This window comes from Nocardia donostiensis (genome assembly GCF_002081715.1).
Lineage (GTDB): Bacteria > Actinomycetota > Actinomycetes > Mycobacteriales > Mycobacteriaceae > Nocardia > Nocardia donostiensis.
Window position 1 is genome coordinate 1 of the sequence record NZ_MUKP01000058.1, and the last position, 22266, is coordinate 22266.

Annotated in this window: 20 protein-coding genes and 1 pseudogene; 13 read left to right on the top strand and 8 right to left on the bottom strand. The window is 66.6% G+C overall.

Annotated elements, in window-relative coordinates; all coding sequences use genetic code 11:
- The 4 genes from B0T44_RS23985 to B0T44_RS24000 form a co-directional block, all read left to right on the top strand.
- Positions 1 to 1042 (top strand): M50 family metallopeptidase (locus B0T44_RS23985; protein ID WP_081512613.1); only part of this gene is annotated, 1042 nt, incomplete at its 5' end.
- A gap of 142 nt (positions 1043 to 1184) precedes the next feature.
- Entirely contained in the window at positions 1185 to 2342 is a 1158-nt protein-coding gene (ispG, locus tag B0T44_RS23990; protein ID WP_077115893.1) for a flavodoxin-dependent (E)-4-hydroxy-3-methylbut-2-enyl-diphosphate synthase, read from the top strand.
- A 72-nt stretch (positions 2343 to 2414) separates the two neighbouring features.
- Positions 2415 to 3275, top strand: coding sequence for a GNAT family N-acetyltransferase (locus B0T44_RS23995; RefSeq protein WP_081512615.1), 861 nt, complete (start codon positions 2415 to 2417; stop codon positions 3273 to 3275).
- A 68-nt stretch (positions 3276 to 3343) separates the two neighbouring features.
- Positions 3344 to 5140: a penicillin-binding transpeptidase domain-containing protein gene (locus tag B0T44_RS24000; protein ID WP_077115894.1), complete on the top strand. Its 1797-nt coding sequence runs from the start codon at positions 3344 to 3346 to the stop codon at positions 5138 to 5140.
- Here the strand turns inward: B0T44_RS24000 and B0T44_RS24005 are convergent.
- Positions 5134 to 5385, bottom strand: coding sequence for a hypothetical protein (locus B0T44_RS24005; RefSeq protein WP_077115895.1), 252 nt, complete (start codon positions 5383 to 5385; stop codon positions 5134 to 5136). The genes B0T44_RS24000 and B0T44_RS24005 overlap by 7 nt on opposite strands.
- A 222-nt stretch (positions 5386 to 5607) precedes the next feature.
- Positions 5608 to 6105, bottom strand: a complete 498-nt coding sequence (locus tag B0T44_RS24010; protein ID WP_077115896.1) for a peroxynitrite isomerase — start codon at positions 6103 to 6105, stop codon at positions 5608 to 5610.
- Positions 6106 to 6251: 146 nt separating this feature from the next.
- Here B0T44_RS24010 and B0T44_RS24015 point away from each other — a divergent pair, with 146 nt between their 5' ends.
- Positions 6252 to 7667 (top strand): TIGR03118 family protein, encoded by a 1416-nt coding sequence (locus tag B0T44_RS24015; protein WP_077115953.1) that lies wholly within the window; start codon positions 6252 to 6254, stop codon positions 7665 to 7667.
- Between the two features lie 29 nt (positions 7668 to 7696).
- On the opposite strand, the gene B0T44_RS24020 is transcribed toward B0T44_RS24015, so the two are convergent.
- From B0T44_RS24020 to B0T44_RS24030, 3 genes are all read right to left on the bottom strand, one after another.
- Positions 7697 to 8215: a hypothetical protein gene (locus tag B0T44_RS24020; RefSeq protein ID WP_077115897.1), complete on the bottom strand. Its 519-nt coding sequence runs from the start codon at positions 8213 to 8215 to the stop codon at positions 7697 to 7699.
- A 132-nt stretch (positions 8216 to 8347) separates the two neighbouring features.
- Positions 8348 to 9733, bottom strand: coding sequence for an APC family permease (locus B0T44_RS24025; protein ID WP_077115898.1), 1386 nt, complete (start codon positions 9731 to 9733; stop codon positions 8348 to 8350).
- Between the two features lie 97 nt (positions 9734 to 9830).
- The gene (locus tag B0T44_RS24030) at positions 9831 to 10691 is read right to left on the bottom strand and encodes a helix-turn-helix domain-containing protein (protein ID WP_077115954.1); all 861 of its coding nucleotides are present in this window, start codon (positions 10689 to 10691) and stop codon (positions 9831 to 9833) included.
- A gap of 745 nt (positions 10692 to 11436) precedes the next feature.
- On the opposite strand from B0T44_RS24030, the gene B0T44_RS24035 reads away from it, so the two are divergent.
- Positions 11437 to 11796, top strand: coding sequence for a DUF4254 domain-containing protein (locus B0T44_RS24035; RefSeq protein WP_077115955.1), 360 nt, complete (start codon positions 11437 to 11439; stop codon positions 11794 to 11796).
- A gap of 217 nt (positions 11797 to 12013) precedes the next feature.
- Here B0T44_RS24035 and B0T44_RS24040 read toward each other — a convergent pair.
- Positions 12014 to 12208: pseudogene (locus B0T44_RS24040) on the bottom strand (IS200/IS605 family transposase); the annotation flags it as partial.
- A gap of 126 nt (positions 12209 to 12334) precedes the next feature.
- Between B0T44_RS24040 and B0T44_RS28330 the strand changes: the two are divergent.
- Positions 12335 to 12541 (top strand): hypothetical protein, encoded by a 207-nt coding sequence (locus B0T44_RS28330; RefSeq protein WP_254854169.1) that lies wholly within the window; start codon positions 12335 to 12337, stop codon positions 12539 to 12541.
- 81 nt (positions 12542 to 12622) lie between these two features.
- Here the strand turns inward: B0T44_RS28330 and B0T44_RS24050 are convergent, their stop codons facing one another.
- Positions 12623 to 13630: an LLM class flavin-dependent oxidoreductase gene (locus tag B0T44_RS24050; protein ID WP_077115956.1), complete on the bottom strand. Its 1008-nt coding sequence runs from the start codon at positions 13628 to 13630 to the stop codon at positions 12623 to 12625.
- 193 nt (positions 13631 to 13823) lie between these two features.
- Here B0T44_RS24050 and map point away from each other — a divergent pair, with 193 nt between their 5' ends.
- From map to B0T44_RS24065, 3 genes are all read left to right on the top strand, one after another.
- Positions 13824 to 14687 carry a type I methionyl aminopeptidase gene (gene map, locus B0T44_RS24055; RefSeq protein WP_077115900.1) on the top strand — a complete coding sequence of 288 codons (864 nt, stop codon included), beginning with the start codon at positions 13824 to 13826 and terminating at the stop codon, positions 14685 to 14687.
- Between the two features lie 20 nt (positions 14688 to 14707).
- Positions 14708 to 16306 carry a cobyric acid synthase gene (locus B0T44_RS24060; RefSeq protein ID WP_077115957.1) on the top strand — a complete coding sequence of 533 codons (1599 nt, stop codon included), beginning with the start codon at positions 14708 to 14710 and terminating at the stop codon, positions 16304 to 16306.
- A 236-nt stretch (positions 16307 to 16542) separates the two neighbouring features.
- Positions 16543 to 17106: a hypothetical protein gene (locus tag B0T44_RS24065; RefSeq protein WP_077115958.1), complete on the top strand. Its 564-nt coding sequence runs from the start codon at positions 16543 to 16545 to the stop codon at positions 17104 to 17106.
- Here B0T44_RS24065 and B0T44_RS24070 read toward each other — a convergent pair.
- Positions 17086 to 18147, bottom strand: a complete 1062-nt coding sequence (locus B0T44_RS24070) for an alpha/beta hydrolase (RefSeq protein ID WP_077115901.1) — start codon at positions 18145 to 18147, stop codon at positions 17086 to 17088. The genes B0T44_RS24065 and B0T44_RS24070 overlap by 21 nt on opposite strands.
- Positions 18148 to 18406: 259 nt before the next feature.
- Here B0T44_RS24070 and mqo point away from each other — a divergent pair, with 259 nt between their 5' ends.
- The 3 genes from mqo to B0T44_RS24085 form a co-directional block, all read left to right on the top strand.
- Positions 18407 to 19930 (top strand): malate dehydrogenase (quinone), encoded by a 1524-nt coding sequence (gene mqo / locus B0T44_RS24075; protein WP_077115902.1) that lies wholly within the window; start codon positions 18407 to 18409, stop codon positions 19928 to 19930.
- A gap of 18 nt (positions 19931 to 19948) precedes the next feature.
- Positions 19949 to 20401, top strand: a complete 453-nt coding sequence (locus B0T44_RS24080; RefSeq protein ID WP_077115903.1) for a GNAT family N-acetyltransferase — start codon at positions 19949 to 19951, stop codon at positions 20399 to 20401.
- A 108-nt stretch (positions 20402 to 20509) separates the two neighbouring features.
- The coding region (locus B0T44_RS24085; RefSeq protein WP_139795343.1) for a VWA domain-containing protein at positions 20510 to 22266 on the top strand (1757 nt) is incomplete at its 3' end.

The following is a 22266-nucleotide window of genomic DNA, read 5'->3' on the forward strand; positions in this document are numbered from 1 at the left end:
GGAAACCGAATACGGTCTCAAAGCGCTCCCGCTGGGTGGTTTCTGCGATATCGCAGGGATGACCGCGCTGGATGAGCTGGCACCGGAGGACCTGGACCGGGCGATGTACCGGCAGGCGACCTGGAAGCGGCTGGTCGTCATGTTCGGCGGTATCGCCATGAATTTCCTGCTCGGTTTCGTGCTGGTGGTGGTGCTCGCGGTCGGCTGGGGATTGCCCAATCTGAATCAGCCGCCGGAGACCGCGCTCGGCAATATGAGCTGCGTCGCACCGCAGAACCCGGACGGTTCGCTGCGGGAATGCACCGGTGTGGGACCCGCTCAGCGGGCGGGGCTGCGCCGCGGGGACGTGGTGACCGCCGTCGGCGGCGTCGAGGTGAATACCTGGAAGGAATTCCAGCGGCAGACGCAGCTGCAGGACGGCCCGTTCACCTACACCGTGGAACGCGACGGCCAGACTCTCACCGTGCCCGTGACCCCGGAACGGGTGGTCCGCTATCCCGGCAACGGCGGCGCAGGCCGGGAAGTCAGCGCGGTCGGCGTCGGTCCCGATTACTACGAGCCGGTCCAGTACGGCGTTCTTGCTGCGATCCCCGCCTCGGCTGCTTTTACCGGCGATATGTTCGTGCGGACCTTCCAATCGCTGGCGCAGCTGCCGTCCAAGGTCTCCGATCTGTGGACCGCCGTCACCGGCGGCGAACGCGACCCGGAAACTCCGGTCAGCGTGTACGGCGCCAGCAAGATCGGCGGTGAAACCGCCGAACGCGGCCTGTGGGGCATGTTCATCCTGGTGCTGGCTAGCTTGAACTTCTTCCTCGGCGCGTTCAACATCTTGCCGCTGCTGCCGCTCGACGGCGGGCATATCGCGGTGGTGCTCTACGAGAAGATCCGCAACATGATCCGGGGCCGGAAGGGCCTGGCTCCCGGCGCTCCCGTCGACTACCTCAAACTGCTGCCGGTCACCTATGCCGCGGTGGTGATCGGCGGCGCGTACATGATGCTCACCCTCGTCGCCGATATCGTCAACCCGATCAAGCTCTTCTGACCCCTCGCAGCGGTCTCCCGTCGACCAGGGCCGCTGCCTGCGATAACAGGCTGTAGGCGCGGTCACACCAGAGGTCCCGGGTTGGCCCGACTAGACTCGGCGGACGTACGGTCCGACTGGAGACGAAAGCAGGAAGCCGAACGTGACCAGCACAATCGGATTGGGGATGCCTGCCGCACCGGCGGCGGTCCTTGCTCCCCGGCGCAAGACCCGTCAACTGATGGTGGGCAATGTCGGTGTGGGCAGCGATCACCCGATCTCGGTGCAGTCGATGACCACCACGAAAACCCATGACATCAACGCCACATTGCAGCAGATCGCGGAACTGACCGCCTCGGGCTGCGATATCGTCCGGGTCGCCTGCCCGCGACAGGAGGACGCGGACGCGCTCGCCACCATCGCGAAGAAATCGCAGATCCCGGTGATCGCCGATATCCATTTTCAGCCGCGCTATATTTTCGCCGCGATCGACGCGGGCTGTGCGGCGGTGCGCGTGAACCCGGGCAATATCAAGGAATTCGACGGCAGGGTCGCAGAGGTGGCCAAAGCGGCGGGTGCGGCCGGTATTCCGATCCGCATCGGTGTGAACGCCGGTTCGCTGGACAAGCGGATGCTGGAGAAATACGGCAAGGCCACCCCCGAAGCGCTGGTGGAGTCGGCGCTGTGGGAGGCGAGCCTGTTCGAGGAACACGGCTTCGGCGATATCAAGATCTCGGTCAAACACAACGATCCGGTTGTAATGGTCGAGGCGTACCGGCAGCTGGCCGCGCAATGCGACTACCCGCTGCATCTGGGTGTCACCGAGGCCGGTCCCGCGTTCCAGGGCACGATCAAATCCGCGGTGGCCTTCGGTGCGCTGCTGTCGGAGGGCATCGGTGACACCATCCGGGTATCGCTGTCGGCGCCGCCCGCGGAGGAGATCAAGGTCGGCGGGCAGATTTTGCAGTCGCTGAACCTGCGCCCACGCAAACTGGAGATCGTGTCGTGCCCGTCGTGTGGCCGCGCTCAGGTGGATGTGTACACCCTTGCCAACGAGGTGACCGCCGGTCTGGACGGGCTGGAGGTGCCGCTGCGGGTAGCGGTCATGGGCTGTGTCGTCAATGGGCCCGGTGAGGCGCGGGAAGCTGATCTCGGTGTCGCCTCGGGCAACGGCAAGGGGCAGATCTTCGTCAAGGGCGAAGTCATCAAGACGGTACCGGAAGCGCAGATCGTGGAAACTCTGATCGAGGAGGCCATGCGCATCGCCGAGAGCATGGGCGAGGCCGCGGGCACCGGGGAGCCGGTCGTCACGGTCGGCTGAGGCGCATCGTTTGCCCAACGCTTTGGCGGATAGTTGTACCGCGCCGCGCCGGTTCGTGGCAGGCTGTGAATTGTGCGGAGTCTGCTGGAGCCGGCGCGGCGCGCTAAAAACCTTCCTGCGCGTCAGCTCGCCAAGCGGGACCTGGCTCAGGTCCTCCGGGTTCTCGACGACGATCCGGTTGCCTCCTGCATGGTTGCGGCCAGATTGCAGGAATTCGGTATGGACGGCCGTGGGCTCGGTGAATTGTGGAGTCGCGGCGGTCCCGCCGATTCACTGTGCTTTTCCGGAGTGAACATGATGCCGTTGCGCGGCAACCGAGACGCATTGCGTGCCTTCGCCGACCGCGCCGTCCGCTGGCCGCGGATCTGTTCGTCGTTGGTCGGTCGTCAGGAACTGACGCTGCCGCTGTGGGAGATGCTCGCCGAACACTGGGGTCCCGCGCGCGAACTGCGCGGCGCGCAGCCGCTGCTTGCGCTGCGGGAATCCGCGCTGTCGATTGCCGACCCGGAGGTACGCCAGGTTCGCTCCGAGGAGTTGGAACGCTACCTCGAAGCCGCGATTGCCATGTTCATCGAAGAGGTCGGAGTGGATCCGCGGGCAGGCGACGGCGGCCGTGGCTACCGTAGGCGGGTCGCCGGGCTCATCGAAAGCGGGCGCGCCTGGGCGCGTTTCGAAGACGGCCAGGTGGTGTTCAAAGCAGAGGTGGGCGCGATGTCGCGGCGCACCGGGCAGATCCAGGGCGTGTGGGTGCATCCCGAACACCGAGGTAGGGGACTGGGCACCCGGGGCACCGCCGCCGTCGCCAATGCGGTGGTCGCCACCGGCCGCACGGCCAGTCTGTACGTCAACGATTACAACCAGATCGCCCGGCGGGCATATCACGCGGTCGGGTTCCGGCAGATCGCGACGTTCGCGACCGTCATGCTGGATTGATCGCGGCCCGCGGGTAATCCGGTGCGCCACAGTCGATTGCCGAACCAGGGCCGTTACCATCGGTGCCGATGCCGATTCGTCTGCTGCTCACTGTGACCGTCGCGGCGCTGCTCACCGCAGCGACAGGGTGCGCGACGAGCCCGCCGGGACCGATCCAGGCCGCCGCCGCCTTCGTCTCCGCGTTCGCCGCCGCCGACCCGGCTGCCGCGGCCACCTACACCACCCGCCCCGAGACCGCAGCGACCGCGTTGGCGTCGGCCTGGGAGGAGCTGGGTGCCGAACAGCTCACTGCTGCCACCGGACGCGCCGAAGTCACCGGCGACACCGCCACCGTCGAATACACCTACCGATGGCAGCTTCCGCGCGAGCGCACCTGGGAATACAGCGGCCTGCTGCAGATGGGCCGCAGCAATGGACGCTGGGTGGTGCGCTGGACGTCATCGAATATCCACCCCGAACTCGGCGACACCCAAACCATGCTGTTGCGGGTCGACCCTGCCCCGCGGGCGCGGGTCAACGAACAAGCCGGTTCCGATGTGCTGGTGCCGGGCACCGTGACCCGGGTGACGTTCTCCGTCACCGACGCGGACGACCCGGACGCGGTGGCCGCTGCACTGTCGGCCGTGCTGACCAGGTTCGACGCAGACCTCACCCCGGAGAACATCGTGACCGCGGCGCGCGACGCCGGCGCTGGTGGGGGACCCCACACCGTCATCCTGCTGACCGAAACCGAATTCGGACAGGTCGGCGCCGAACTCATCGGGCTACCCGGTGTGCGGTTGACCCAGGAATGGGATCTGGTGCCGACCGAGCGGGGTTTCGCGCCGGATCTGCTGACCCAGGTACGCGCAGCGGTGATCGACGAGGTGGACGGCAAGGCGGGCTGGCGGGTGGTCACCGTGAACGCCAATGGCGCGCCGGCAGGCGTATTGCACGAGGTGCTGCCGCAGCCTGCGCCGTCGTTCACCCTCAGCGTCGACCGTTTTGTGCAGAACGCCGCCCAGCGCGCCGTCGACGCCCGCCCTGAACAGGCGATGATGGTGGTCATCGAACCGTCGACAGGCGCGATTCTGGCTGTCGCGCAGAACGCGGCCGCCGACCGCGACGGGCCGATCGCCACCATCGGCCGATATCCGCCCGGTTCGGTGTTCAAAACGGTTACTGCGGCGGCCGCCATCGCTGCTGGAACCGCCACCCCCGACACTGTGCTGCCGTGCCCGAGCGAGATCGTGATCGGGGAGCGCACCATCCCCAACTACAACCATTTCTCGGTCGGCCCGGTGCCGATGGCCACCGCCTACGAACGCTCCTGCAACACCTCGTTCGCGAAACTGGCCGCCGGCCTGCCCGCCGATGCGTTACATCGGGCGGCGGCCTCGTTCGGTATCGGACCCGACTACACGGTGGCCGGTCTGCCGACTTTTTCCGGTTCGGTACCGCCCGCCGACGACCTCACCCAGCGCATCGAGGACGGGATCGGGCAGGGCCGGGTGGTTGCCAGCCCGTTCGGGATGGCGTTGCTGGCGGCGACGATCGCACAGGGCACGGCCCCCGTGCCGTATCTGATCGCTGGCCGGGAGACCGTGATCGAGGGTGAGCGCCCGGTGCCAGATCCCGCGGTGATCGAAGGTTTGCAGATGATGATGCGCAAGGTGGTGACCGGCGGTACCGCGGCACGGATCGCCGATCAGGGCGAGGTGTACGGCAAAACGGGGGAGGCCGAAGTTGCGGGCGGATCGCATTCGTGGTTCGTGGGCTACCGGGGCGATATCGCGTTCGCGGCATTGCTGGTGCGCGGCGGCAGCTCCGATCATGCGGTTGCGGTCACCCGCGAGATGTTGGCGGCGCTTCCGCCGGGTTACTGAGCCCTGGCATCCGGTTCCGCGGTGTCGGCCCCGTCACCGCCGGGGTTGCTCCAGGTCGCGGCCGGATAGGTGTTTTCGAAAAGGTCGGCGAGCGAGCTGGGCGGTGTCGGCGATACCTGATCGGTATGCGGGAGCCGGTCCCGTGGTGGTGCGGAGGCCGCGGTCTCGGTGCCGAGTATCTCGACGACGCCGGCTCCGCCCAGAATCATTCCGGCGGTGATGAGAGCAAGAGTGGGACGCTTCATTGTCCGGCTCCCTCGGATCAGGGGTTCGACGGATAAAGAGCTCGAGCACCCTTCCCCTGCAACGCTCCGGAAGGGTTTTCTGAAAATTTGCTGCTGAGGCCAAAGTAAGCGGCGACAGCGCATCGAGACAAGAGGAAAGTCGTTGTCGATCAGGTATGAGCCGAATTGTGACCGAGTAGACCGACCCCGTGACCGTACCGTTATATCTCCCGTTATCCGGGCTCAGACCCGTTGCAGCGTCGCAGTCAAATGCTGTTGCAACGGTTGACCGACCGCGGCCATCCGCAGTGTGTAGTCGATGGTGCGGCCGTGTAACCGGATGGAGCGGCCGAGGGTCGTGACCTCTTTGGCGCTGCCGGTGAGACCGACGTGGCTGGACTCGAGTTCCAACCGGAGCTCGTCGTCATCGGTGGTCAGGGCGCCTTCACAGATCTCGGTGACGCCGGTCGGATGTGCCAGGACCAGCTCCGCCCGCCCGGGGGTGGGGCAGCGCAGATATCCGGTTTCCCCGTGCAGCGGGCGATTGTCGTCGGCAGCACGGGTGCGCTGCACATAGGTGAGGAACGGGCGCCCGATATGTCCGAAGGTGATCTCTTCCAGATAGCCGAACGAGGAGATGGTCGGATATTCGCCCCGTCCCGAACCGCGCCAGGTGCCCAGTAGCCGGGACAGCGGAGCGATATCCGGATGGGGTGCGATAGGCGGTTGCGGGTCGGCCACGGCTGACAGCCTAAACCTCTGGGCCGCTCGATGTTTCCCCCTCCCATATTTTTCTCGCGATAAGGTGAGCGGCGGCCGATGGCCGAGGCAGTGCATGTTTGTCGGAAAGGGAAGAAATGCTGTACGGACGCCGGGTTGAATCCGGTATGCCGACCCCGCGCGGGCGTATCGGCATGGTGCGCGTCTCCGCGCTCGGTGCGGTGCTGGCGGTGGCCGCCGCCTGCTCGGACTCCGGACCCGCGAACGATATCGCCGCCCTGCCCGGGAACCACTATGTCCTGACCCAGCTCGTCGGCAGCGGAGACGACAGTGGCGCGGTGCTCACGGTGGACGAGCTGTCGCAGGCGTGGGGGCTGGCGGCCCGGCCGGGAGGACATTTCTGGGTCGGCGCGGGCGGTACCGCGTTCCCGTTCGCCGGTGATGTCCGCGCCGCAGCGGATACGGCGCTGCAGCGGCTGTTCCAGGATTCGTTCACCGCGGTCGACATCCCCGGTGCAGACGCGGAAACCTCGGAGCAGAGCGCGGGCAAGATCACCGGGGTGATCGCCAACCACGCGCCGGTGCACTCGGATCTGTTCGTGGTCCGCGATCAGCCGGTGCCGCTGCCGGGGGTGCCGCCGCTGCTGCTCACCGGTTCGGCCCGGCATATCCTGGCCACCGATTCCGGCACGCTTTCGGCCTGGACCGAGCTGGCCCACGACGGCGCCATCGTCCGTCACGACGGCCCGGCGAGCCTGGTGTTCGACGGGGCGGCGCAGGGCATGTCGTTTTCCGGGCTCGCGATCGCACCGTCGGGGGATGCGCTGCTGGTCGCTGATTTCGGCGCGGAACCACAGGTGCGAACCTTCGACAAGAACTGGCAGCTCGTTCCCACCACCGGGTTCGTGAACCCGTTCGCCAGCGGCGATGAGATCGACCCGGACAAGCCGGAGCTGGGCCGCCAGGTGCTGCCCGGTGATCCCGCGCCGTACAACGTGACCACCATCGGCGATCGAGTGTTCGTCTCCTACGCGATCACCCAGCCTGTCGCCGACGACGAAGTTCCGGGCACGGTGAGCACGCCAGGAAACGGCGCTGAGGACGCGGCGGGCGCCGGGGAGCAGCAGGGCGGAGCCGAGGGCGAGGACGCCGGGGATGCGCTGCGGTTCGAGTCAGGCGCACCCGATGTCCTCGATACCGCCGCCGAGGAGGCGTCCGGCGACCGCCCCGGTAAGGGCAAACTCGTCGAGTACGCCGCCGACGGCACCCTGGTCCGCATCATCGACGACGCGGGTAGGCTCAACGCACCGTCCGCCGTCGCGATCAGCCCGTCCACCTTCGGTCCGTTGAGCGGCAAACTGCTCGTCGGCAATACCGCAGGCGCGGGCAGGATCCTCGCCTTCGACGACGCCACCGGTGAATTCGTCGACTATGTGCGCGACGCTTCAGGTGCGCCGCTCGCAGTCGACGGTCTGCGAGATTTCGAGTTCGGCGACGGTGTCACCGTCGGCGACAGCGACACCCTCTATCTGACGGCGGCTGGCGAGGACGACTCGCATCTGTCCAGTCTGCGGCTGAAGTAGCCGGGCAGCGGTAGCCCGCCCGGTGGTGGCTACCGCTTGCGTCGCAGGCCGAACAGCCGGAACGAGCGGGAGCGTTTACGCGGCAGCGACGCGTACACCATGGTCATCTCAGCGAAGACACCCGCTTCCTGTTCCCGTTCGGGTCCGAATTCGTGCCTGCCGAGCACCTGGGTGATCGAGCCGGGGGAGATGGACGACAGCGCGTCGGCCAGTGCCGGGGTCAAGGCCTCCGGCCCTGGCGTGGCGTCGCTGTCGGGGTCGGCGCCGTGCCCGAGGAGCATATGCCCGACGGCGTGCAGGACGATGTGGTCGGCATTGCGGCCGGATGCGCTCGCGTCGTAGACGATGATGTCGTCGTATTTGCGCGCGACCCACAGCCCGTTGCCTGCGCAGCCGATATCGGTGAGCGCGGAACGGTGTACCGGTTGCAGCGATACCGGCCGCTTCCGGTGGGCGGCTACCTCGGCGAGGTAGGCGTTGAGGTCCCAGGGGCTGGGCAGCGGCACCGTCCCCGCTGCGTCACGGAACCTGGTTTCCATGCTTGTCATCGGCGGATACGTTACCGATCAGTTGGTCGCACGTCACCTCTGTGACCCGGCTGCCGCCCAGACGCAGCAATGCCCGTCATGGCCGGAAAGTACTGTGCGACAGTGGCATAGGCCGATGTTACGTGATGCCGGTCACTTGACCGGTTTCTCGTCGGCCGGTTCGGCGCCTGCGCGCGGGGACAGCAACTGGTTGAGTATCCACAACACCACCCCGATCGCCAGCAGCACCCCGGCGATCGCGTACTGGGCGGGGTTGCGATCGGTGAACGGAGTCACCAGGTAGGCGCAGCTGAGCGCGCCAAGGACCGGAAGGAAGGTCGGGGTGCGGAAATGCTGGTGCGGTACCGGGTCACGCCGCAGCACCAGCACCGCGATATTGACGATGGTGAACACGGCGAGCAGCAGCAGCGCTGTGGTGCCGCCCAGTTCCGGCACCTCACCGACGAACAGGATCAGCCCGAACGCCAACAGCGTGGTGGCGGTGATCGCCACGAACGGGGTGCGCCGAACCGGATGGACGCGGCCCAGTTGCCCGGGTATTACACGGTGTTTGGCCATTCCGTACAGCAGCCTGCTCGCCATGAGCATATTGATCAGTGCGGAGTTGGCCACCGCGAACATGGTGATGAAAGCGAAGACGTGGGTGGGGAAACCGGGTGCTCCGATCTCCACCACCCGCAGCAGCGGGGTGTTGCCTTCGGACAGTTGATCGATCGGCACCAGGGCGACGGCGGTGATGGACACCAGCACATAGATCAGGCCGGTGATCAGCAGCCCGCCCAGCAATACCTTCGGGAAGATGCGGCTGGGGTTTTTGGTTTCCTCGGCCATGTTCACCGAATCCTCGAACCCGACCATCGCGTAGAAGGCGAGGGTGGTCGCGGCGATGACGCCGCCGAACGCTGTGCGGTCGCCGGTGTCGAATTCGGTGAGATGGCTGAAATCGCCGTCGCCTGTGCCGAGCGCCCATATGCCGATGCCGATGATGATCAGCAGACCGGACAGTTCCACGCAGGTCAGCAGCACGTTCACGGCCACGCCTTCCCGGACTCCGCGCAGGTTGATCGCGGCGATCAGGCCCATGAACGCCAGCGCGACCATGGTGACGCCGATCCCGGAACCCAGATCCAGCTCGAATGCCTCGGCGAAGTTCGACGCGAACGCCCGCGCCGCCGTGGACGCGGAGGTGATACCGGAACTCATCACCGCGAACGTGACCATGAACGTGAGGAAATGGATCCCGAACGCCTTGTGTGTGTACAGCGCCGCGCCCGCAGCCTGCGGGTATTTCGTCACCAGCTCCAGATAGCTGAATCCGGTGATGAACGCGACGGCGAAGGCCACAACGAACGGCACCCACACCGCCCCGCCGACCTGTCCGGCCACCCGCCCGGTGAGCGCGTAGATGCCGGTGCCGAGAATGTCACCGACGACGAACAACAGCAGTAGCCATGGGCCCATCATCCGTTTCAGGCTCGGCTGAGATTCGGTACCGGATACCGTGATGTCGTCGGCCATCAGAAACCCTCATTTCGCCAATCGGCAGCCACGAAACGTGCTACAGGACACACCAGGTGATCGTGTGCTCCCGAACACCTGTTTCATGCCCCGGCGTCTACCCCATGCGCTCGGCGGCTTCAGCGATCATGGTCGCCGAATCGCGCGGGCTCAGCGCCATGGCGCGCAGCTGATCGAACATCACGCCGAAGCGACGGATTTCGTTGTGTCCTTCGATCAGGGCGTCACCGGAGATACCCTCCACGTAGACCAGTTCGGGGTCGGCCGGGTCGGGGAAGTCGAGCAGGGTGAACGCCCCGGCCATCCCCGGGTGTGCGCCCGCATCGAACGGCAGGATCTGCAGGATCACGTTCTTGCGTTTGGTTTCCTCCTGCAGTCTGCGCAACTGCCCGGCCATCACCTCGGGGCCGCCGACCACCCGCCGGATCGCGGCCTCGTCCATCACTACCCACAGTTCCAGTGGTTCGTCCTTGGTGAGCACTACCGCGCGGTCCATCCTGGCGCGGGCGCGCCGCTCCAGCACCGACGCCTCGGTCTTCGGCATGGCGGTGTCGATGACCGCCATGGCGTACTGCTCGGTCTGCAACAGGCCGGGGATGAACGAGGTCTCGTAGTGGCGGGCCGACAGGGCCACGGATTCGAAATTGATATAGGCCGCGTACACCTCGGTCAGGCTGGCCTCGTATGGGCGTGACATACCGGGCTTCTGGGCGTCGGACAGCAGTTCGAGGGCGTCTTTGCGCCGGGCCGCGTCGATACCGTACAGGTCGAGCATGGTCATCAGGGTGCGTTTCTGCGGTCTGGCCTGCGCGGTTTCGATCCGGTACAGCGTGGTGACGTTGATACCGGTCTGTGCGCTCACCTCTTCTTTGCTGAGTCCGGCTTGTTCCCGCATCTCCGACAACAGCACCGACAACCGGCGCAACCCCGCGGTCAGAACCGTGCGCTTGCCCGCCATACCGTTGAACCCTTTCCCCTCGCGCACTGCGTATTTCGCGCTTTGCCTACCGGGGCTCGGTTGGTTCGCTCTCTGAAGATGAGCCCACGCGAGCGGCGAAGTCGCGCCAACTGGTGGATATCTGGTCAGAGACTACAGTCCGTACCGATCCGGTCCGCCGGGTTCGGGGCAAATCTCGTGCTCCGGCGGTTCCTTTGCCTAGGGGGATCGTGGAGTGGCAGTGGTGGTATCGAGCCGCCGGGGCCGGGCGGCCGGCTATCTGTGAGCTTCCATGCGGTATGCGTTACCGGTGCTGCGGATTCCGTTCGATTTCCGCGGAGCGTGCGTGGTGCCGAGGTGTCGAGCCCGCCGAGCGGTTTTCGCCCCGGAAGGCCGACATGACCGGCCGCGAGAGGCGTGCGACCGGCTCGTTTCCCGTTCTGCACCGACCGGTCCGGGTGGGCGGGCTCGGCCCGCGATCATTGTGAGACGCAACTCTTTTGCTTTGTGCACTACTTAGTTCGCATTGTTGCATTCCTGTGTCTTGTGTTCTTGCATCTGTAAGAGCATGATCCAGCTAGCCTAGTTGCGAGCGATCCCCATCCGAGTCCGCGAGACCGAATCGAGAGCTGAATATGCTGCTACGAATTGCGAAGGTGACGGACGAGTTCGAGGTGCGAAGATGAGCGCGCCGACGGTGACCCCGCTGCCCACTGCGCCGCAGTTGTTGTGCGCCTTCCAGGGTCGGCGGTTCCAGGACCGAGAGATGTTGCGCTCGGCGCATGCCCTCGCCGAGTTGCATGCCCGCCGCGTTCAGGTGCGCGATATGGCGCTGGTGGCCGAAATAGATTGCCGACGTAGCGAACTCATCGACGATATCAACGACTGGATCACCAAGGAAGTGCCCCAGCATCGCAACGGCGCCTCACTACACACCGAGAGCCTCGGTGCTGTGATCGACCGGATGGCGCGCAGCTGGGTGAAGGCGAATCAGGCGATCGACGCCGACGGACCGCGCAGCGACAACACCCACCGCCACTGGTATCACCTGGCCGAACTCGTCGACGGCTACACCGACCTGATTGCCGACGTGTCCTGCGGCAGGCGGCGCCTGCCGGAGCAGTAGGCCCTGGCCCTGAGCGTGGGTTGTCGTTCAGCACACTGGACAAACGACGCACCGGAACCGATGAACGACGCTTCCGGTTCGGCAGTGGCGGGTCACGGCGAAGGCGAGTGCGGTAGCGGGGTTTCCGCCCCCTGATAGCTGTGCAGCCATGCGTGGGCGCTCAGTGCCATAATGGTCTAGACCATTGAATGTTGTAATGGCAAATAGATGGTTAACGTCACAGGTGGTTCAGGTTGGACGGGTCTTGTTCGATGTACTGCCGTAGCGCTGTGATCGGAGCGCCGTCGACCGAACCGGCGAAGTAGGAGCCGGACCACAACCGTTGAGCACGCCAGTAACGCTGAACCAGTTCGGGGAACTCCTGCCGCAACCGCCGCGAGGAAACACCCTCGAGAGAGTTCACCAGTTTCGACTACCGGCGGCTCCGCTTCACACCGGGGTAGCAAGCGGCACTGCCCCGTCAGGTTTCAGAGCACGCCCAGGCCGGAGCCTTCCCCTTCAGGTGGAGAAGGACGTCGATCTGTCGGAGTGGGGAACGATGACAACGGACGAGAGCGGCCCGGCCGGCCGACGCCAGAACTCCTCGGAGACAGGGTATGCCGAGCAGGCCGACGCCACCGTGGCGCGGGCGTCGAAGGTGCATCGGGTGCGCATCGACATCGAGCGCATCCTCGACAACCATGCGGTACGGCGCTTCCGCTGCTCCTGCTCACGCGGCGCAGCCGTGATAGCGCAGGGCGGCTGATCGAGCTGGTGCGTTCGCTGTACCGCGGTGACCGCGTCGCCTTCGAAGCCGATGTACGGCACCGGATGCGGTGAGCGTTGGTCAGCGGACTTGCGGCCCGACTTTTCCGCCGAGCAGTTCGATGCTGTGCAGCACCTTGTGGTGTGGCAGCGTCCCGACGCTGGGATGCAGCATGAACCGGTCGAGTCCGAGGGTGTCGCGGACAGTGGCGATCTTTTCGGCGACGCGTTCGGGTGAGCCGACGAACAACGAACCTTGCGGCGAGCGCAGAGCCTCGAAGGTATCCCTGGTCATCGGACCCCAGCCGCGTTCGCGGCCGAGGACACTCATGGCGACAGCGTAAGGGGCATAGAAATCCGCGACGGCCTGCTCGTCGGTGTCGGCGATATAGCCGTGCGCGTGCACCGCGACCGGTTGCGGTGCATGGCCGCCTTCGGCGAGCGCGCGGTGGTAGAGGTCGACCAGGGGTGCGAAGCGGGCGGGTTCACCGCCGATGATCGCGATCGCCAGCGGCAGGCCGAGCAGTCCGGCGCGGGCCACCGATTCCGGGCTGCCACCGACGGCGATCCACACCGGTAGCGGGCGTTCGGTACGCGGGTGCACGGTCGCTGCACGCAGCGGCGGACGGAACTTGCCCGACCACGTGACCGGCTGGTCCGCGCGGATGCGTAGCAGCAGGTCGAGTTTCTCGGTGAACAGCTCGTCGTAGTCGGACAGGTCGTAGCCGAACAGCGGGAAGGATTCGGTGAACGACCCGCGTCCGGCCATCAGCTCCGCGCGCCCGCCGGACAGCAGATCCACGGTGGCGAAGTCCTGGTATGCGCGTACCGGGTCGTCGGAGCTGAGCACGGTGACCGCGCTGGTGAGCGTGATGCGCTCGGTGCGCGCGGCGATCGCGGCCAGGATGACAGCGGGCGCTGAGGAAGCGAAATCGCGGCGGTGGTGTTCGCCGACACCGTAGACGTCCAGGCCGGCCTGTTCGGCGGCCACTGCCTCGGCGACGACCTCGCGCAACCGCTGCCCGGGGCTGGGTGCGTCCTGGTCGGCAACCGGGTAGCGCTCGGCGAAAGTGGTCAGACCGAGTTCCATCTGGTGCACCTTTTCCAAGTAGTTTCTGTGTCAACTACCTGTGGGAACGATGGGCGGACCGGCGGTATTCCTGTTCTCACAGTTCCTGGTTTCCCGGGGCACGGCCCGGCGATCACCTGACGTGCACCCCTGCCCAGCACCGTCGTGCGCCGTACACGCGGCGCCCTCCGCGCAAGGTGGATACTCTTGACCCATGTCCGTGCGTACCCGCCAGCCGCTTGTTCCCGGAACCCCGACCCCGATCCGTGAGGTCCCGCGCGGGATCGAGCGACCGGAGTACGTCTGGAAGAAAACAGCCAACGAAGGCAGCGAGCCGTGGGTGCAGACCCCGGAGACCATCGAGAAGATGCGCATCGCAGGCCGGATCGCCGCCCAGGCCCTCCAGGAGGCCGGTAAAGCGGTCACGCCGGGCGTCACCACCGACGAGCTGGACCGGATCGTGCACGAGTACCTGTGTGACCACGGCGCCTACCCGTCGACCCTCGGCTACAAAGGCTTCCCGAAATCGTGCTGCACCTCACTCAACGAGGTGATCTGTCACGGTATCCCCGACACCACGGTGGTTCAGGACGGTGACATCGTCAATATCGACGTCACCGCCTACATCCATGGTGTGCACGGCGACACCAACGCCACCTTCGGAGCCGGTGATGTGGACGAGGAGGTGCGGCTGCTGGTCGAGCGCACCGAGGAAGCCACCATGCGGGCCATCAAGGCCGTGCGGCCGGGCCGGGCGCTCAATGTGATCGGCCGCGTCATCGAGTCCTACGCCAACCGCTTCGGCTACGGCGTGGTGCGCGATTTCACCGGCCACGGTGTCGGCCCCACCTTCCACAGCGGTCTGGTGATCCTGCACTACGACCAGCCCGCCGTGGAATCGATCATCGAACCCGGGATGACGTTCACCATCGAACCGATGATCAACCTGGGCGGGATCGGCTACGAGATCTGGAACGACGGCTGGACCGTGGTCACCAAGGACCGTCAATGGACCGCCCAGTTCGAGCACACCCTGGTCGTCACCGAATCCGGTGCGGAAATCCTCACCCTGCCGTGATCGACCGTCCGGCCGGGGCGTTGCGCGGCGCGCTGCTGGTCGCCGGAACCACCTCCGACGCGGGTAAGAGCGTGGTGGTGGCCGGGATCTGCCGGATGCTGGCCCGTCGCGGAGTCCGGGTTGCGCCGTTCAAGGCGCAGAACATGTCGAACAATTCGGTCGTCACCCTCGACGGCGGTGAAATCGGGCGTGCGCAGGCGTTGCAGGCGCGGGCGTGCGGGCTGGAACCAAGTGTGCGGTTCAATCCGGTGCTGCTCAAACCCGGGGGTGACCGGCGCTCCCAGCTGGTGGTGCGTGGCCGGGCCGTGGACACTGTCGGTGCGCGCGACTATATCGAGCATCGGGGCCGGCTGCGTGCGGTCGTCGCGGACGAACTCGCCGCGCTGCGCGCCGAATTCGATGTCGTGATCTGCGAAGGAGCCGGCTCACCCGCCGAAATCAACCTGCGCGCCACCGATCTGACGAATATGGGCTTGGCGCGGGCGGCGCAACTACCGGTGCTGGTGGTCGGCGATATCGACCGCGGCGGGGTGCTGGCGCACCTGTTCGGCACCGTGGCCGTGCTGGAACCCGAAGACCAGCAACTGATTTCCGGGTTCGTGGTCAACAAGTTCCGCGGCGACGTGGAACTACTGCGGCCTGGCCTGCGACAACTCGAGCAGCTGACCGGCCGGCGCACCTACGGTGTCATCCCGTTCTGCGACGAGTTGTGGATCGATGCGGAGGACTCCCTCGGTACCGTCGCCGACGCACCGGTGGGCCGCCCGGCGCCGCCGCATGGCAGCGAATGGCTGACCGTGGCCGCGATCCGCTTGCCCCGCATCTCCAACTCCACCGATGTCGAGGCATTGGCCTGCGAACCCGGTGTTTCGGTGCGTTGGGTGAGCGAGCCGTCCCGGCTGGCCGGAGCCGACCTGGTGGTGCTGCCGGGCAGTAAAGCAACCGTCGACGATCTGGCCTGGCTACGCAGTACCGGGATCGCCGACGCGCTCATCACCCGAGCGGCCGCGGGCGGTCCGACCCTGGGGATCTGCGGCGGCTACCAGATGCTCGGCCGCCGGATCGCCGACCGGGTGGAATCGTCGGCCGGTGCGGTCACCGGGCTCGGATTGCTCGACCTCGATATCGAGTTCGCCGCCCCCAAGGTGCTGCGGCGGACCCGCGCGATCGGCGCCCCCGGCACGACCACGGCGGGTATCGCGGCTTCGGGCTACGAAATCCACCACGGCCGTGTCCGGCGAAGCGGCGACGACCACTGGTTGGTGAGTGCCGAGGCAACACCTGCCGAGCCTGATCGCGGCGCCGACGGTGGCGCGCCGGGCCCCGAGGGCAGTGTTCGGGGGCCCGTCTGGGGCACTCACCTGCACGGGCTGCTGGAGTCGGACGAATTCCGCCGCGCCTGGTTGACCGAGGTCGCTGCCCGCGCGGGCCGCACCGGTTTCACCGTCGCCTCCGGCACTCGCGTCACCGACATCCGCACCCGCCAGCTGGACCTGCTCGCCGACCTCGTCGAAGAACACCTCGACCTACCGGAACTAGACCGGCTCATCTCCGACGGCGCACCCCTGGACCTGCCCACCATCACCACCGCGCGCTCCGAGGTATACCCGGTCGGATGAGGACGACCTGCCGCCGAACGGCTCAGGGTTCCGTGCGCGGCTGAGCGCCCTGCTCTCACCGCAGCCGCAACCTCGGGCCGGTGCAGGTAGGCCGATGCATCCCCACACTGAGGTGCCGCCGTTCGGATGCTTCGAACGGGCCTCACTTCGACCGGCCCGAGCCCTCGATGACAGGCACCGCCTCGAACCGCCGCGCCGGAGGCGCGGCCAATAAATACCGTGTAGCGTTTTTCGGCATGAAATCTAGGCGGATTGCTCTCGGAGACCGGGCCTGGACGGTGCGGGTCGACGGGCCGGTGACTCAGCACAGTGTGTTGTTGTTGCCGGATTCGGGGGACCCGCCGAATATTTTCGACAGGGTCTGCGATCGGCTGCACAATTCGGATTTGCAGACCATTGTCGTGGAGTCCGTGCGCGATCTGGACATTACCGGGGTGTATGCCATTCTGGATGAGCTCGGGGTGCCCTGGGTGAATGTGGCGGGCCGTGGTGATGGGGCCAGTGTCGCTTGGCAGGTGTGTGCGTCCGGTTTCGGGCGGTTCATCAGTTTGGTTGTTGCCGATCGGGGTCATCCTGCTGTGCACGACGGTGCGGGCTATGTGTTGGATCCGGGGTGTCGGGCGGTGGAGTTGCCGACGACGGTGCTGGTCACCAAACCGTTGTCGCGGTCGGCTGCCGACAGTTCGGGGCGTTACGTGTATGGCGAATTCCGGGTTGTGCAGGTCGATGTCGACAATGTGGCCACTGAGGCCGATCAGGAGTTCGCTACCGAGATCGTGTTACGCACCAGTATGTGGTGATATCGCCTGGTGTTCTCGCCGGTATTCGGTGAGCCAGTCCAGCCAGGTGTCCATTTCACGGAACGCGGCGGCACGTGGTTGCGCGGCGGACAGGAACACGTCGTGGCGGGCGCCGTCGATCGGCACGATCGAAGTCCGGTCGCCCAGGCAGCCGGCCCAGCGTTGGATTTGCCGCACGTCGAGCACTGCGTCGGCTACGTCTACTGCGGGACCGTATCGGCGGGCGAATTTCGTCAGCCGTGACCGCAACAGCAGTGACGGTACCCCGATATCGAGGCCTCGGTGCAGTTGCGCGTGCCCGCGCCGGATTGCCCGCAACCAGCCGAACCGTACCGGAAAACCGTGCAGAGGTTTCCAATCCAGGTTGTAGTCCCATTCCCCGGCGACGCTGTTGTGCAGGCTGGCGCCATAGGCGTCGGATTTGCCCAGCGGCAGTTCCACGGTCGCGCGGAACTTGCCGAGCGCGTGGATGAGCGTGGTGCCGATGGTGCGGTAGTAGGGCGGGCCCTGCAGATCGAACCAGGGGCTGTTGAGCACCAGCCCGGTGATCCCAGCCGCTGCCACACCGCCGTCGCGGTTGAGCCGGTTCAGCCACAGCGGCAGGATCAAACCGCCGGTGGAGTGAGCCACCAGCAGCACCTCGCGGCCGGTTTCTTCGCGCACGATGCGCAGCGCCTCGTTCAGTTCCGCGTCGTAGAGCGCGAGGTCGGTGATGTAGTGCGGTGTCTGCCCCGCCCGCAGGGAGCGGCCGCATTTGCGCAGGTCCATCGCATAGAAGCGGTGCCCGCGCTCGGCGAAGTGCTCGGCGAGATGCCGCTGGAAGAAATAGTCGGTGAAACCGTGCACGTACAGCACGGCGTAGCCGCTCTCGGGTTCGCTGCCGGGCAGATGGCGCACCAGGGTGGCAACCGCTTCGCCTTCGCCGTCGGGGTCGGGGCCGAGCGGCAGCGTGCGTTGCTCGTATCCCGCGCCGAGGATGTCCGGCTGCCAGGCAGCTGCCCGGGTCGTCCCGGGAGCCGCGGCGGAGGATTGACTCGTCACACGTTCAACCTAGGCGACGCGGGCTGAGCTGCAGAACCCTGCCGAGGGAGGAATCTGCGTCACATTCGGCGGCCTCCCTAGGGATTCGCGCGGCGGTGAGGTGCACAATTGGGTTTGGGTGAACGACGGGTAACCTTCATCCCGCCGCCGCGGTCCGGCCACAGCCAGACCCCCGCAACAACCGTATAGCGCCCGTGCCCGAGCGGGACCACCCGATGAGGCGTGCCCCGCGCACCAGGACAAGGAAGTCGATCTACCCGTGCCGAACGCTGCCCTGACTGAAAAGACCGATGTAGTACTCATCGGTGCCGGCATCATGAGCGCCACCCTCGGCGCATTGCTGCGTCAGCTGCAGCCGGATTGGTCGATGACGGTGTTCGAGCGTCTGGACGCCGCCGCGGCCGAAAGCAGTGACCCGTGGAACAACGCGGGCACCGGCCATTCGGCGCTGTGTGAACTGAACTACAGCCCGCAGCGGCCGGACGGTTCGGTCGATGTGAGCAAGGCCATCGACATCAACGAACGTTTCCAGGTGTCGCGCCAGTTCTGGGCCTACGCCGTGGAAAACGGGGTGCTCACCGACCCGTCCCGGTTCATCAACCCCATCCCGCATGTCAGCTTCGTGCACGGCGCCGACGACGTCACCTATCTACGTAAACGTTACGAGGCGCTGGCCCCGCATCCGCTGTTCCCCGGTATGGAGTTCATCGACAGCCCCGACGAGTTCGCCCGCAGGCTGCCGCTGATGGCGCGCGGCCGGGATTTCTCCGAGCCGGTCGCGTTGAACTGGACCGACGCGGGCACCGATATCGACTTCGGTTCGCTGACCAAGGAACTGCTCGCCTATATGGGCGCCAGCGGTGCCGAGATCGCCTTCGGTCATGAGGTACGCAACCTGAGCAAGCAGTCCGACGGCAGCTGGAAGGTCACCGTCCGCAACCTGCGCACCCGCCGCACCCGCACGCTCGTGGCCAAGTTCGTTTTCGTCGGCGCGGGTGGTGGGGCGCTACCGCTGCTGCAGAAGTCCGGTATCTCCGAGATCAAGGGTTTCGCAGGCTTCCCGGTTTCCGGCCAGTTCCTGCGCTGCGTCAATCCCGACCTGATCAACCGACACGAAGCCAAGGTGTACGGCAAGGCCGCCGTCGGCGCGCCACCGATGTCGGTACCGCATCTGGACACCCGCGTCATCAATGGCACACCGGGCCTGCTGTTCGGGCCGTACGCGGGCTGGACGCCGAAGTTCCTCAAGGACGGCAAGTTCTCCGACCTGTTCAAGTCGATCAAACCCGGCAACCTCACCCCGATGCTCGGCGTCGGTGTCACCGAGCTCGGCCTGGTCAAGTACCTGGTGGCCGAGCTGATGAAATCGCAGCAGGGGCGGGTCTACACGATGGAGGAGTTCATTCCGCGCGCCGAGGCCCGTGACTGGGAGCTCATCACCGCGGGGCAGCGGGTGCAGATGATCCGCCGCAAGGGGGTGGGCGGTGTGCTGGAATTGGGCACCGCTGTGATCTCAGCGCAGGACGGGACGATCGCCGGTCTGCTCGGCGCCTCCCCGGGCGCATCGACCTGTGTGACCGCCATGCTGGATGTGCTGCAGCGCTGCTTCCCGCAGGAGTACGCGGGCTGGACACCGAAGCTGAAGGAAATGGTGCCCTCGCTCGGGGTCAAACTGTCGGAGAATCAGGCGCTGTTCGCTGAGGTCTGGGATTGGACGTCCAAGGCGCTGGAACTCAACCGCGACGCCACTCCTGCCGCAGCAGGGGTCGCATCCGCGCGCTAGGTGTGATAGCAAGACGCGATGATGTCAACGGTTGCTCTCCGACGGTCGTGGTCGCAGGACCTCGACACCGCCACCCTGTACCAGTTGCTGAAACTCCGGGTCGAAGTCTTCGTGGTCGAGCAGCGGAGCGCGTACCCCGAGCTGGACGGGATCGACCTGCTGCCGGAAACCCGGCATTTCTGGCTCGATGACGAAGGTGAGGTCATCGCGACGGTGCGGCTCTCGGAGGAACATGAGGACGGGGTGAAGTCGTTCCGCATCGAACGCCTGTGTACAGCCGTGCCCGCCCGCGGCCACGGCTACACCACCCGCCTGCTGCAGGCCGCGCTCGCCGAAGTCGGCGAGTACACGGTGCGTATCAACGCGCAGACCTACCTGGTAGACCTGTACACCAAACACGGGTTCACCGTCGACGGCGAGGAGTTCGTCGACGACGGCGGAGTCGCGCACGTCCCGATGCGTAAGGGGTAGGTGCGCCGCGGCCGGACCGTCCTTGCCTAGAGTTGGGGCGTGTCCGTGTCGCATGCTGAGTCCGCAGTATCGTCGGTCGCCTCCGGTGAGGCCGGTTCCCCGGTGGAGGTGAGCGGCGAGGCCGGGTTCCCGTTCTCGGCCGTGGTGGGGCAGGAGCGGCTGCAACTGGCGCTGCTGCTGTGCGCGGTGCATCCCGGAATCGGTGGTGTGCTGGTGCGCGGCGAGAAGGGCACCGCCAAATCGACGGTGGTGCGCGCGCTGGCCCGGTTGCTGCCGCCCGCGCTGGACGAGACCGGGTTGCGTCCCGCACGGTTGGTCGAACTCCCTGTCGGCGCGACCGAGGACCGCGTGGTGGGTTCGCTGGATCTGGAGCGGGTGCTGCGCGATGGCGAACAGGCGTTCCGGCCCGGTCTGCTTGCTGCCGCACATCAGGGCGTGCTCTACGTCGACGAAGTCAACCTGCTGCACGACCATCTGGTCGATGTGCTGCTCGACGCGGCGGCGATGGGCCGGGTGCATGTCGAACGCGACGGTGTGTCGCATGCGTATCCGGCGCGGTTCGTGCTGGTCGGCACCATGAATCCGGAAGAAGGCGAACTGCGCCCCCAGCTGCTCGACCGGTTCGGGTTGACCGTCGACGTCGCCGCCTCCCGCGATGTGGACGTGCGCATGGCGGTGGTGCGCCGCCGCCTCGACTACGAAGCCGATCCATCCGCGTTCGCCGCCCGCTACGCCGCCGCCGACGCCGAGATCGCCGACCGGGTGCTTGCCGCGCGTGATCGCCTGCCCGAAGTGGCGCTCGACGATGTGGAGCTGCGCCGGATCGCTGCTCTGTGCGCCGCGTTCGATGTCGACGGTATGCGCGCGGACCTGGTGGTCGCGCGTACCGCCACCGCGTACGCCGCCTGGCGCGGCAGCGATACCGTCACCGCCGACGATGTGCGGGTCGCGGCCGAACTCGCGCTACCGCATCGGCGTCGCCGCGACCCGTTCGACGAACCCGGTATCAGCGAAGAACAGCTCGACGACGCGATGCGTGACGCGGCCGAGGAAGCCGAACGCGAACAGCCCGACGACCCGGCCGGACAGCAGGACAGTGCACAGCCCGGACACGAGCAGCGACCGGGCGCAGGTTCCGACGATCCCGGTGACGAGCAGAGCCGCCCGGGCGAGCCGACCGACCCCGACGACGATCCCGACCCGGGTCCGGACGGTCCCGGCGGCGGTCGTTCCCGTGCGGGGCGTACCTCCGTCCCGTCGGCGTCGAATGCGTCCCCGCCGCGCTGGGAGGTTCCCGGCGTGGGTGAAGGCGCGCCAGGTCGCCGTTCCCGGGCGCAGACCCGGCAGGGACGGGTGGTGAACATCACCAGCGACCCGACGACCGGTCTGCACCTGCTGGGCACCGTGTTCGCCGCCGCACCGCACCAGTACGCCCGTGGCAGGCACGGTGGGCCGCTGCGGCTGGCGCCGGACGATCTGCGCGGCGCGTATCGCGAAGGGCGGGAAGGGAATCTGGTGGTGTTCGTGGTCGATGCTTCCGGTTCCATGGCGGCCCGTGATCGTCTCTCCGCGGTCACCGGCGCGGTGGTGGCGCTGCTGCGCGATGCCTACCAGCGGCGCGACAAGGTCGCGGTGATCACCGTGCGCGGCAGTGATGCCGAACTGGTGCTGCCACCCACCTCATCGGTCGATATCGCGGTGCGCCGCCTGTCCGGGATGCGGACCGGAGGTAAGACCCCGCTCGCCGCCGGGCTGCTGGAGGCCAGGAAAGTGGTGCAGCGCGAACGTGTCCGCGATCCGCGCCGCCGCCCGATGCTGGTGCTGCTCACCGACGGTCGCGGAACATCTGGGCGGCGATCATCGTG